Here is an 11,560-nt window from a genome sequence, read left to right as displayed (position 1 = left end):
GCGCTCCAGGCCTCACCCGCGCTCCAGGAACATCTCGTGCTGCGGGCGCAGCAGCTCCCCGATGGCGCCCGCGAGCGCCGGGTGGCCCGCCAGCTCCGGGTCCCCGGCCAGCACCGCGGTCGCGTCGGCCCGGGCCTCGGCGATGACGTCGGCGTCGCGCACGACCCGCAGGAGGCGCAGCGAGGAGCGCACGCCCGACTGGCGCGCCCCGAGGACGTCGCCCTCCCCGCGCACCTCCAGGTCCACCTGCGCGAGCTCGAAGCCGTCGGTCGTCCCGGCCACGGCGCTCAGCCGGCCGACGGCCGGCGAGGACTCCGGTAGCGGGGTGACCAGGAAGCACCGGCCCGCGTGCCCGCCGCGTCCCACGCGCCCCCGCAGCTGGTGCAGCTGGGAGATGCCGAAGCGGTCGGCGTCCATGACGACCATGCAGGTCGCGTTCGGCACGTCGACGCCGACCTCGACGACCGTCGTGGCCACGAGCACGTCCACGTCGCCGGCCGCGAAGGCGCGCATGGCGGCGTCCTTGTCCTCGGGCGCCATCCGGCCGTGGAGGAGGCCGCGGCGCACGCCGGCGAGGGAGGGCTCGGCCGCGAGCACCTCCTCCATCTGGGCCGTCGAGACCAGCGGGCGCTCGTCGTCGGCAGCGCCCCTCCCCTCGCCCGTCGGCTGCTCCGTCGAGGAGCCCTTCGTCGCGGAGCCCTGCGTCGCGGGCCCCTTCGTCGAGCCCTTCCCCGGCGCCCGCTCGCCCCCCGGGCCCTCGTCGGCCGCCTCGCCGCCGATCGTCGGGCAGACGACGTAGGCCTGGCGCCCGGCGTCGACCTCCTCGCGCACGCGCTGCCACATGCGCGCGACCCAGGCCTCCTTCTCCGCCGGGACGACGTGGGTGGCGATGGGCGAGCGGCCCGCGGGCAGGCCCTGCAGCACCGAGGTCTCGAGGTCGCCGAAGGAGGTCATGGCCACGGTGCGCGGGATCGGCGTCGCCGTCATGACCAGCAGGTGCGGCACGGCGGACGCCTTGGCGCGCAGCGCGTCCCGCTGCTCGACGCCGAAGCGGTGCTGCTCGTCGACGACGACGAGGCCGAGGTCGGCGAACTGCACGGCGTCCTGCAGCAGCGCGTGGGTGCCGACGACGATCCCGGCCTGCCCGCTCGCGGCCTCCAGCAGCGACTCCCGGCGGGCCCGGGCGCCCTGGCTGCCGGTGAGCAGCGCGACGCGCGTGGCGACGTCGGCGCCCCCCAGCCTCCCGGCGCCGGCGAGGTCGCCCAGCAGGGCCGTCAGCGAGCGGTGGTGCTGGACGGCGAGGACCTCGGTGGGCGCCAGCAGCGCGGCCTGCCCCCCGGCGTCGACGACGGAGAGCATGGCGCGCAGCGCGACGACCGTCTTGCCCGAGCCGACCTCGCCCTGCAGCAGCCGGTGCATCGGGTGGGGGCGCGCGAGGTCGGCGGCGATCTCCTCCCCCACCTCCCGCTGGCCGTCGGTGAGGTCGAAGGGCAGCCGGGCGTCGAAGGCGGCGAGGAGGCCGCCCTCCGCGAGCGCCGGGCGGGGCACGGCCGTCTGCGCCCCGGCCCGCAGGCGGCGGCGCGCCAGCTCGGCCTGCAGGACGAAGGCCTCCTCGTAGCGCAGCCGCTCCAGCGCCGCCTCCTCGTCCTCGGGCTGCGCGGGCAGGTGCGCCGAGCGCAGCGCCGCGAGCAGGCTCGGGAACCCGTGGCGCGCACGGACCGCCTCGGGCAGCGGGTCGGGGGCGTCGGCCTCCGTCATCACCTCGAGCACCAGCTGCACGGCCTTGGCGACCGTCCAGCTCTGGACGCCCTGGGCCGCGGGGTAGATGGGCAGGGACCCGGTCAGGAAGGCGTCCATGGCCGCGCCCTCGACCGCCCCCTCCCCCTCGTCGGTCATGTGGTGCTCGGGGTGCACCAGCTGCAGCTTCTCCCGGTACCGGCCGACCTTGCCGGAGAACAGGCCCTCGCGGCCGACGACCATCTCGCGCAGGAGGTGCGCGAGCGCGCCCTTGTGGCGCGGGAAGAAGGTCAGGGGCACCCGCGACGTCCCGTCGGTGACGACGACGTCGACGACCCAGCCGCTGCGCTGGCGCATCGGGCGGTGCGAGACCGTGGCCACGCGGGCGAGCACGGTGACGTGCTCGTCGACCTCGAGCCCGCGCAGGTCGGTGAGCTGCCCGCGCCGGCGGCGGTCGCGGGGGTAGTGGCGCAGCAGGTCGCCGACCGTCTCCAGGTGCAGGTGGGCCGACAGCGCCTTGGCCGTCGGAGCCCCGACCGCGCGCGCGAGGGGCTCCGCCATCCGCCCCCGGTCGCCCGCCGGCGCCCCCGCGGCCGCGGGGGCCGACGTCCCCGCCACCACCATGGGGCGCACAGTAGAGGCCGCCCCCGACGACGCCCCGGACGACGCCCCCGGACGACGCGCCCCGCTGAGCCCTCACGGGCCCGGACGGCGGCCCGAGCCCCGCCGGCTGCGGGCGACTTGGGCGTGCGGGGCGGCTCGGCTACTCTTCGGAGCGATCGCGTTCCCTGCTGCCCTCACGGGCACGAGCCGGGGGCCGCGCAGCAGCACCGCCCACCAGACCCGCACGCCCGCCCGTGCCGGGGCGGCTCCGGACCAGCGAGCCGCCCGCACGACCGAGACACCACCAGGAGAGACCGTGGCTGCCACCTGCGACATCTGCGCCAAGGGGCCGGGCTTCGGCCACTCCATCTCGCACTCCCACCGGCGCACCAAGCGCCGCTGGGTGCCGAACATCCAGCGCGTCCGCGTGGTCGAGGGCGGCACCCCCAAGCGCCGCAACGTGTGCACCTCCTGCCTCAAGGCCGGCAAGGTCACGCGCTGACCCGCACCTGAGCTCTGGAGGAGGGCCGGCACCCCGCACGGGGTGCCGGCCCTTCGTCGTCCCCCGCCCCGGCGCCCGGCCGCGCCCGCGGGCGTCAGACGAAGTGGTCCCAGCCGCCCGTGCGGCCGTAGGGCTCGCCGTCGACCAGCACGCCGGGGGCGGTGCCCGCCCGCACGACGCCGACGAGCTCGAAGCCCTCGGGCAGCACCGCCTCGGCGGGGAAGGTCGCGAGCAGGCCGTGGTCCTCGCCCCCCTCGAGGACGAGCCTCCACGCCTCGACGCCCAGCAGGTCCGCGACGGACAGGACGGCCTCGTGGTGGGGCGCGAGGAGCTCGCTCGACAGGTCCAGGACGACCGCGCCGGCGCGGGCCAGGCGCCCGGCGTCCCGGACGAGGCCGTCGGAGACGTCGAGCATCGCCGTGGCGCCGGCCTCGGCCGCCGCCGGGCCCGCCGCGCAGGGCGGTCGCGGACGGCGGTGGGCGCGCACCAGGTCCGCGATCCCCTCGTCGGCGGCCGACTCGACGCGGCTGCCCGCCCACGCCGCCGCGGCACGGCGGGCGCGCCGCTCGAGGACGGCGAGGCCGGCGGCCGAGCGCCCCTGCACCCCGGCGAGCGCGACGAGGTCGCCCGGGCGGGCGCCGTCGCGGCGCACCGGCGCGAGGCCGCGCAGGTCGCCCAGGGCGGTGACGCTGACGACGACCTGGTCGCCACCCGTCAGGTCGCCCCCGACGACGCCGCAGCCCTGCGCTCCGTCCAGCGACCTGCACGCGGCGGCCAGCCCTCGCGCCAGGGACGTCGTCCACCCCTCCGCCCAGGGCTCCGGCGGGCGCTCGGGGACGACCAGCGCGACGACCAGGGCCGTCGGCACCGCGCCCATCGCCGCGACGTCCGCGAGGTTCTGCGCGGCGGCCTTCCAGCCGACGTCCTCGGGCGAGGCGGTGCGGGGCCGGAAGTGCCGCTCCGCGACGAGCGCGTCGGTCGTCACGACGACCCGGCCGTCGTCGGCGCGCACGACCGCGGCGTCGTCACCGGGGCCGAGCTCGGTCCAGTCGCCTGGGGGGAGCTCGGGCACGAGCCCCTCGAGCAGCGCGTCCTCGCCGGTGCCGGGCGGGCCGTCGTCGGCGCGCCCGTGTCGGCGGTGGCGTCCTGGTGCCCCGTCTCCGGGCGCGCCGTCTCCGGGCGCCCCTCCTGCGGGCACGACTCCTCCGGGCACGGGTCCTCCGGTCGTCGGGGCGGGCGCTCGGACGGCGCCCCGCGTGGGGCCGCTCCGGGCCGTGGGGTCGCGGCGGGTGCGGGCTGGGGTCTGGCGGTCCGCTCACGGTAGCGTCGCCCGCGCCCGTCCCGGCGGTCGCCGGCGGCGGCGTCCCGTCGAGAGCGCGACCCCACCGGGCCGCGACGGCGACGCGCCCGCACCGCCCCACCGGGCGGGTGCGGGAGCGCCGCGCAGGCCCGGACCCCCGGGCGGGCTCGACGACGTCCCGACCCGGCGCCGCCCAGCGGCGCGACCAGTGAGTGAAGAGGTGCCCCCGTGGAGCAGGCGTACGTGCTCGTGCAGACCCAGGTCGGCCGGTCGTCGGAGGTCGCCGCGGCCCTCGCGGCCATCGGCGGTGTCGTGCTCGCGGAGGACGTGACCGGTCCCTACGACGTCATCGCCCGCGTGGAGGCGCCGACGTCGGGACAGCTCGGGCGTCTGGTCTCCTCCCAGGTGCAGGGGGTCCCGGGCATCACGCGCACGGTCACCTGCACCGTGGTGGCGTGAGGCGCCCCTCCCCAGCTCACCGCGCCACGGCCGTCGTGCGCCCCGCGGGCGCCCGTGGGGTCGCGCGCGCGGCGGCCCCGCTCCTGACGGGGCTGCTCGCCGCGTCCCTGGTCGGGTGCAGCGGGTCGACCGTCGAGGCGCCCGCCGCCGAGGACGCCACCGACCCGGGGTGCGCCGCCGTCCTGGTGCTCCTGCGCGAGGTCGGCGACCTCGGGGGCCTGCCCCGGGTCGCCTCGACCGGCCAGTCCACCGCTGCCTGGGCCTCGGCGGACCGGTCCCGGCAGGTGGTGCTGCGCTGCGGCGTCCCCCTGCCGGGGCCCACCACGGACGCGTGCCTGTCGGTGGACGGCGTCGACTGGGTGGCCTCCGACCCCGAGGGCGGGCCGCCCTGGACGACGTACGGCCGCGCGCCGGCCACGGAGGTCGCCGTCGTCGGCGACGTCCCCGCCGCCGACGTGCTCCCCGGTCTCGGCGGCGCCGTCTCCGCCCTGGAGCCCCAGCGCGCCTGCTCCTGAGCCGGCGCGGACGTCGCCGGACCTCGGGGCGTCAGCGCAGGCCGGTGCGCCGCTCCAGCGCCAGCTCGAGCAGGCGGTCGACGAGGGCCGGGTAGTCCAGGCCGGAGGCTGCCCACAGCCGGGGGAACATCGACGACGGCGTGAAGCCGGGCATCGTGTTCACCTCGTTGACGACGACCCGCCCGTCCGGGGTGGCGAACACGTCGACGCGGGCCAGGCCCTCGCACCCGAGCGCCTCGAAGGCGGCCAGCGCCGTCGCCCGCACGGCCTCGGCGACCTCGTCGTCCACGTCGGCCGGGCAGGTCAGCTGCACGGCCGCGTCGTCGAGGTACTTCGCCTCGAAGTCGTAGAAGTCACGGCCGTCCGTGACGGCCACCTCCCCCACGACCGACGCCCGCGGCGCCGCGCCGCCGGGCGCGTCGAGGACGCCGCACTCCAGCTCCCGCCCGACCACGCCGGCCTCGACGAGAACCCGGGGGTCGTGCTCGCGCGCGGCCTCCACCGCCGCGGCGAGCGCCTCCCGGGCCCCCTCGCGCCGGGCGCCGGGCTCGTCGCCGAGCACCACGCGCGTGACGCCCATCGAGGACCCGGCCCGGCACGGCTTGACGAAGACGACGCTCGCGCCGGCTCCCTCGGCGACGGCGAGCGCGGCGTCCAGGCGCGCCTCGCGGTCGGCGAGCCAGGCGCGGTCGGTCACCAGGGTCCAGGCGCCCACGGGGATGCCCGCGGCCGCCAGCACCGTCTTGGCGTAGTGCTTGTCCATCGCGACGGCGGACGACAGCACCCCCGAGCCCACGTAGCGGGTGTCCGACATCTCCAGCAGCCCCTGGAGGGTGCCGTCCTCGCCGAACGGGCCGTGCAGCAGCGGCAGGACGACGTCGACCTCGCCGAGAGCGCGCGGCACGTCGCCGGCGTCCAGGGCGACGAGGCCGCGCTCGACGGGCGAGCGGGGCGCGAGGACGGCCGGGCCCTGGTCGGCGTCCACGACCGGCAGGACGCCGTCGGAGAGCTCCCAGTGCGCGGGGTCGTCGGCGGCGAGGACCCAGCGCCCGTCGAGGGCGATGCCGACGGGCACGACGTCCCAGCGCTCGCGGTCCAGCGCGCGCAGCACGCCCGCGGCGGTGACGCAGCTGATGCCGTGCTCGCTGGAGCGCCCGCCGAATACCACCGCCACGCGGCGGCGCGGCGGCGGAGCCGTGGCCGGAGCCCCCTCGTCCTGGGCGTCGCTGCGGTCAGGTCCTGCCGGGTGCGCCTCCACCGCCGGGACGCTACCGGCGGGGCCCGCCGGGGCCTGCGGCGCCACGCGCGGCACCTGCGCCGGCGCGCTCGGCGCAGCCGCTCGCAGCCCGCCGTCGACGTCCGCGCGCGGGCTCATCCGTCCGTGCGGTCGTCGACGACCCCCGCCCCTCGAGCCGCAGCAGCGGCCAGGCCGGGGACCTCGGCGGGTGACCGGCTCGCCGACCCGGGCAGGAGGTCGCCGTGCGCGCACCCGTGCTGTCGGCCGAGGTCGAGCGGCGCCTGCTGCTCACCTGGCGGGCCGACCCCGACGTCGTGACCCGCCCGCTGCCGCAGCCCTTCCGGCCGCAGCTGGTGGACGGCGCCGCGGTGGTCGGCGTCTGCTGCATCCGCCTTGGAGCCGTGAGCCCGCGGGGACTGCCCGCGGCGGTGGGCCTGCGCGCCGAGAACGCCGCCCACCGCGTCGCGGTCGCCTGGGACGGACCGGACGGCGAGCGCACCGGGGTCTGGGTCCGCCAGCGGCACACCGGCAGCCGGCTCGTGGCCCTCGCCGGTGGCCGGCTGTTCCCCGGTCTCCACGGGCGGGCGCGCTTCGACGTCGCCGAGACGGCGCAGCGGGTGCGGGTCGGGGTCACGGCCGACGGCGGGACGTCGCCGGCGGCCGACGTCGAGGTGGTGCCCGAGCTCGTCGGCAGCGCGCTGCTCGCCGACCTCGACGCCGCTTCGCGCTTCGTCGAGACGGGCTCGACCGGCTGGTCGGCGGCCCCGGGGGGCCGGGGGCCTGCGGGCACGACGGGATGCGCCTGGAGACCGGCGCCTGGCGCGTGGAGGCCTGCCGCGCCCGGGAGGTGCGCTCCAGCCTGCACGACGACCCGCGCGTCTACCCGCCCGGCACAGCGGTCCTCGACGACGCGCTGGTCATGCGCCGCGTGCCGGTGACCTGGCAGCCCCTGTCCTCCCTCGCCGCGGGGCAGGAGGCGGCGCGCGCCTGAGGACCGGCGCCGGGGCTGGGTGCACCGGGGCTTGGTGCACTGGGGCCGGGCACGCGGGTGCTGGGCGCACCGGGCGCCCTACGCTCCCCGCCATGGCCGACTCCCGCCCCGAGCGTCCCTGGGCGCCCGCCACCACCGTCGTCGCCGCAGGGCGCCCGCCGCGCACGCCGGACGCTCCGGTCAACCCCCCGCTGGTCTTCTCGTCGACCTTCGTGGGCGCCGGCACGCCGGGGCCGCAGGACCGGACCTACGCCCGCTCGGCGAACGCCAGCTGGGAGCCGCTGGAGGAGGTCCTCGCCACCCTCGAGGGCGCCCGCGAGGGCGGCGGCGCGCTCGCCTTCGCCTCCGGCATGGCGGCGGTCTCGGCCGTCGCGGCGCTCGTGCCCGTGGGCGGGCGCGTCGTGGCGCCGCGCTCGTCCTACAACACCTCCGTGGAGCTGCTCGAGCAGCTCCAGGCCGAGGGCCGCGCGCAGGTGTCCTTCGTCGACGTCGCCGACACGCAGGAGGTCGTGGACGCGCTCGGGGACGGCGCCGACCTGCTGTGGCTCGAGTCGCCGACGAACCCCCTGCTCGAGGTGGCGGACCTGGTCGCCTGCGCGGAGGCGGGCCACCGCGCCGGGGCGCTCGTCGCCGTCGACGGCACCTTCGCCACCCCGCTGGTGCAGCAGCCGCTCGCCCTCGGCGCCGACGTCGTCGTGCACTCGGTGACCAAGCTCCTGTCGGGGCACTCCGACGTCCTGCTGGGCGCTGTCGCCACCTCGGACCCTGCTGTGCTGCAGCGGCTGTCGACCCACCGGCGGGTCCACGGCGCCATCCCCGGGCCCTTCGAGGCCTGGCTGGCCCTGCGGGGCGTGCGGACGCTCGCCCTGCGCGTCGAGCGCACCGGGGCCACCGCCGCCGACCTGGCGCGGCGCCTGGACGCCTCCCCCGCCGTGGACCGCGTGCGGCACCCCTCCCTGCCCGCCGACCCGGGCCACGAGCGCGCTCGCGCCCAGATGCGCGGCTTCGGCAGCGTGCTCTCGATCGAGCTCGTGGGCGACGACGACGGAGCCAGGGCGTCCGCCCTCGTCGACGCCCTGCGCCTGTGGACCCCGGCGACGAGCCTGGGCGGCGTCGAGTCCCTCGTGGAGCGCCGGCGCCGCCACGCCAACGAGCCGACGACGACGCCGCGGGGCCTGCTGCGGCTGTCCGTCGGCGTCGAGGACGTCGAGGACCTCTGGGCCGACCTCGAGCAGGCGCTGGCCGGTCTGGAGTAGCGCGAGCGGCGCCGCCGCCCGACCGCCGCCGCGACTGCGCCGCCACCAGCGGGGCTCACCCCTGGTCGGCGCGCTCCTCGGGCACCACGCGGGCGCCGAGGTGCTCGGCCAGCACGACGGCGAAGCCGACGGCCTGCACCTCGCCGAGCACGACGCCGGCGAGGTCGCCGGGCCCCGTCAGGCGCACGACGTCCGCGCGGCTGACGTCGAGGCCGTCCAGGCGGGAACCGCTGAGCACGAGGCGCTCCACGCGGCAGCGGACGAGCTGCACGCGCGCGACCACCGCGTCGGTGAGGTCCAGCTCGCCGATCACGCAGTCCTCGAGGAGCACGTCGGCGAGGTCGGCTCCCCGGGCGTCGAGGTGGTGCAGCCGGCAGCCGCTCACCCGGGTGCGGACCAGCTCGGCGTCCCCGAGGCGCAGGACCCCCGCGCGGGAGCCGCTGAGGACGACGTCGCGCCAGGCGGAGCCCGACAGGTCCACCTCGGTGGCGGCGACGTCGTCCAGCACGCAGGAGACCAGGCGGGCGCCGCGCAGCGACGCCCCGTCGAGCCGGCAGCCGACGAGCGAGCTCTCGAGCAGCCGCAGGTCGGCCAGCTGGGCCTGCGACAGGTCGAGCCCGCGCAGCAGCACGCCGTCGAGGTCCTCTCCGGGGCCCGGGGCGCCACCGTGCTCCTCGAGCTCCGGCAGCACGACCTCGACCCGCTCGCTCCTGCGCGACCTCGCCACAGCACCCCTCCCGAACCGGCTCCCCCGGACCGTCAGCATGCCCGAGCCCGGCACCTGGCGGACCGGACGGGCAGCCACGCACCTGAGGGGCCGCAGACGGGGAGGACGAAGTGCTCCACCGACGACCTCCCAGGCCGCTCACCTGCGGTGACGCGGCGCAGCAAGAGCTCCGTCCTCCCCGGCGGCGGACCTGCGGGCCCCGGGGCCCCACGAGGCCCCGACCGCCCCTCAGTCGCCCTCGTGCTTGAGGTCCCGGGCCAGCAGCAGCCGCGCCGCCTCCCGCGCCTCCACGCGCCCCTCGACGACGTCGACCACCTGCTCCACGATCGGCATCTCGACGCCCGCCTCGCGCGCCAGCGCCAGGACGGAGGGGGCCGACCGCACGCCCTCGGCCGTCTGCTCGACCACGCGCGCCGCGGCCGCCACGCTCAGGCCGCGCCCCAGCTGGACGCCCGTCTGGTGGTTGCGCGAGAGCGGCGAGGCGCACGTGGCCACGAGGTCCCCCATGCCGGCCAGCCCCGCCATCGTCGCGGCCTCGGCGCCCAGGGCGACGGCGAGCCGGGAGGTCTGCGCGAGACCGCGCGTGATGATCGAGGCCTTGGCGTTGTCCCCCCAGCCCAGGCCCTCGGCCATGCCCACCGCGAGGCCGACGACGTTCTTGACGACGCCCCCGAGCTCCACGCCCAGCACGTCGTGGTGGGTGTAGGGCCGGAAGGCGGGGGTCGCGCAGGCCGCCGCCACCTGGGCGGCGACGTCGGCGTCGTGCGCGGCGACGACGGTGGCCGTCGGCTGCCGCTCGGCGATCTCGCGCGCGAGGTTGGGCCCCGACAGCACCGCCACGCGCTCGCGGGCCGCGCCCGAGGCCTGCGCCACCACCTCGCTCATGCGCAGCCGCGTGCCGCTCTCCAGGCCCTTGGCGAGGCTCACCAGCGGAGCGCCCGTCGGGACGGCGTCCGCCACCCCCTCCAGCACCCCGCGCAGGGACTGGGAGGGCAGGGCGAGCACCACGACGTCCGCCCCCTGCAGCGCGCGGCGCGCGTCGGTGGTGGCCGAGACCGCCGCCGGGAGGGCGACACCCGGCAGGTAGGCGGGGTTGCCCCGGCCCGCCGCGACCGCCGCGCACACCTCCGCGCGCCGGCCCCACATGCGCACCTCGGCGCCCGCGTCCGCGAGGACCAGCGCGAAGGCGGTGCCCCAGCTGCCCGTGCCCAGCACGGCGACGCGGGTCACGGGCGCCCCTCCGCTCGCGCGCGCGACCACGGCTCCGCCTCGGAGGGCGCCCCGGGTCGGCGGCGTGGCGAGCGGCGGGGGGCGGGCTCCATGGGGTCCTCCTCGAGCGCGGGGGTCGTGGGTGCGGGGGTCGTGGGTGCGGGAGATGCGGGCAGCGGTGCGGTGCGGACGGGCAGCGGTGCGGAACGGGCACGGCACCCGCCGCGGACGGGCGCTGCCCCGCCCGAGGGTGGCAGCATCGTCGGGTGCTCCAGCCTGACGCCCGCCGCAGCCCTCGGCACGACCGGTGGTACGTGGTCGTCCCGGTCAAGGGCGGACCGTGGGCCAAGAGCCGCCTGGGGGGCGCACCGGCGCCCCGGGGGCGCCTGGCGCTGGCCATGGCCCTGGACTGCCTCGAGGCCGTGCTCGCCACGCCCTCCGTGGCCGGCGCCCTGGTGGTGACCGACGACGACGCGGCGGCGGCCGCGGCCACCGCGGCCGGGGCGCACGTCGTCACGCCGTCGCCCGTGACCTCCGGCAGCCCCCTGGACGCCGCCGTGCGCGACGGCGCCCGCGCGGCGACGGCCCCGCAGCAGCGCTCCCGCCCGGGCGGTCCGGCGCCAGGCAGCAGCCCGCACCAGGACGAGGAGTCCGCGGGGGTGGCCGTCCTGCTCGCCGACGTCCCGGCCCTGCGCCCCCAGGAGCTGGAAGCCGCGCTCGCCGCCGCAGCCGACCAGCTGGCCGCCGGGGCGGGAGCGGTCGTCGTCCCCGACGCGGCCGGTCGCGGCACCGCGCTCCTCGCCGCCGCCCGGGCGCAGGACCTGCCCGTCGCGTACGGCGAGGGCTCGGCCGAGCGCCACGCCGCCGCGGGAGCCGTCCGCCTCGAGCTGGACCTCCCCGGCCTGCGCCGCGACGTCGACACCCCGGCGGACCTGCGCGCGGTCCTGGCGCTGGGCGTGGGTCCGCGGACGCGCGCGGTGCTCGAGCTCGCCGACCCGGCGCGCGCCGTCGCCGGCTGAGCACC

11 protein-coding genes are annotated in these 11,560 nt (G+C 78.7%); 6 read left to right on the top strand and 5 right to left on the bottom strand.

What is annotated here, in order from left to right; genetic code table 11:
• Nucleotides 1–12: 12 nt before the first annotated feature.
• Nucleotides 13–2,298, bottom strand: coding sequence for an ATP-dependent DNA helicase RecG (locus Q0848_RS01635; RefSeq protein ID WP_366146371.1), 2,286 nt, complete (start codon nucleotides 2,296–2,298; stop codon nucleotides 13–15).
• Nucleotides 2,299–2,656: 358 nt separating this feature from the next.
• Between Q0848_RS01635 and rpmB the strand changes: the two genes are divergently transcribed.
• A complete protein-coding gene (gene rpmB / locus Q0848_RS01630; RefSeq protein ID WP_299033858.1) occupies nucleotides 2,657–2,842 on the top strand; it encodes a 50S ribosomal protein L28 in 186 nt (61 codons plus the stop codon).
• Between the two features lie 94 nt (nucleotides 2,843–2,936).
• On the opposite strand, the gene Q0848_RS01625 is transcribed toward rpmB, so the two are convergent.
• On the bottom strand, nucleotides 2,937–4,055 hold the full coding sequence (locus Q0848_RS01625) for a thiamine-phosphate kinase (protein ID WP_299033855.1): 1,119 nt from the start codon (nucleotides 4,053–4,055) through the stop codon (nucleotides 2,937–2,939).
• Nucleotides 4,056–4,370: 315 nt separating this feature from the next.
• Here Q0848_RS01625 and Q0848_RS01620 point away from each other — a divergent pair, with 315 nt between their 5' ends.
• On the top strand, nucleotides 4,371–4,601 hold the full coding sequence (locus Q0848_RS01620; RefSeq protein ID WP_299033851.1) for an Lrp/AsnC family transcriptional regulator: 231 nt from the start codon (nucleotides 4,371–4,373) through the stop codon (nucleotides 4,599–4,601).
• On the top strand, nucleotides 4,598–5,116 hold the full coding sequence (locus tag Q0848_RS01615; protein ID WP_299033849.1) for a DUF3515 family protein: 519 nt from the start codon (nucleotides 4,598–4,600) through the stop codon (nucleotides 5,114–5,116). The genes Q0848_RS01620 and Q0848_RS01615 overlap by 4 nt, the downstream gene beginning before the upstream one ends.
• A gap of 31 nt (nucleotides 5,117–5,147) precedes the next feature.
• On the opposite strand, the gene Q0848_RS01610 is transcribed toward Q0848_RS01615, so the two are convergent.
• Nucleotides 5,148–6,491, bottom strand: a complete 1,344-nt coding sequence (locus Q0848_RS01610) for a D-alanine--D-alanine ligase family protein (RefSeq protein WP_299033846.1) — start codon at nucleotides 6,489–6,491, stop codon at nucleotides 5,148–5,150.
• A 104-nt stretch (nucleotides 6,492–6,595) separates the two neighbouring features.
• Between Q0848_RS01610 and Q0848_RS01605 the strand changes: the two genes are divergently transcribed.
• Nucleotides 6,596–7,291 carry a DUF2071 domain-containing protein gene (locus tag Q0848_RS01605; RefSeq protein WP_299033843.1) on the top strand — a complete coding sequence of 232 codons (696 nt, stop codon included), beginning with the start codon at nucleotides 6,596–6,598 and terminating at the stop codon, nucleotides 7,289–7,291.
• Nucleotides 7,292–7,436: 145 nt separating this feature from the next.
• Nucleotides 7,437–8,600 (top strand): PLP-dependent aspartate aminotransferase family protein, encoded by a 1,164-nt coding sequence (locus Q0848_RS01600; protein WP_299033841.1) that lies wholly within the window; start codon nucleotides 7,437–7,439, stop codon nucleotides 8,598–8,600.
• A 55-nt stretch (nucleotides 8,601–8,655) separates the two neighbouring features.
• On the opposite strand, the gene Q0848_RS01595 is transcribed toward Q0848_RS01600, so the two are convergent.
• Nucleotides 8,656–9,327, bottom strand: coding sequence for a pentapeptide repeat-containing protein (locus Q0848_RS01595; RefSeq protein WP_299033838.1), 672 nt, complete (start codon nucleotides 9,325–9,327; stop codon nucleotides 8,656–8,658).
• A gap of 228 nt (nucleotides 9,328–9,555) precedes the next feature.
• Nucleotides 9,556–10,557 carry an NAD(P)H-dependent glycerol-3-phosphate dehydrogenase gene (locus tag Q0848_RS01590; RefSeq protein ID WP_299033835.1) on the bottom strand — a complete coding sequence of 334 codons (1,002 nt, stop codon included), beginning with the start codon at nucleotides 10,555–10,557 and terminating at the stop codon, nucleotides 9,556–9,558.
• Nucleotides 10,558–10,802: 245 nt separating this feature from the next.
• Here Q0848_RS01590 and Q0848_RS01585 point away from each other — a divergent pair, with 245 nt between their 5' ends.
• Nucleotides 10,803–11,555 carry a hypothetical protein gene (locus Q0848_RS01585; RefSeq protein WP_299033833.1) on the top strand — a complete coding sequence of 251 codons (753 nt, stop codon included), beginning with the start codon at nucleotides 10,803–10,805 and terminating at the stop codon, nucleotides 11,553–11,555.
• The last annotated feature ends 5 nt before the right edge of the window (nucleotides 11,556–11,560 follow it).

This window comes from uncultured Pseudokineococcus sp., from assembly GCF_947495735.1.
Lineage (GTDB): Bacteria > Actinomycetota > Actinomycetes > Actinomycetales > Quadrisphaeraceae > Pseudokineococcus.
Note: the sequence above shows the minus strand (reverse complement) of the source record. Positions and strands in the feature narration are given on the sequence as shown.

Bases quoted from the DNA above. Each gene is read 5' to 3' on its own strand.
- Q0848_RS01635 (WP_366146371.1), bottom strand. From the start codon at position 2,298: ATGGCGGAGCCCCTCGCGCGCGCGGTCGGGGCTCCGACGGCCAAGGCG.
- Q0848_RS01600 (WP_299033841.1), top strand. From the start codon at position 7,437: ATGGCCGACTCCCGCCCCGAGCGTCCCTGGGCGCCCGCCACCACCGTC.
- Q0848_RS01610 (WP_299033846.1), bottom strand. From the start codon at position 6,491: ATGAGCCCGCGCGCGGACGTCGACGGCGGGCTGCGAGCGGCTGCGCCG.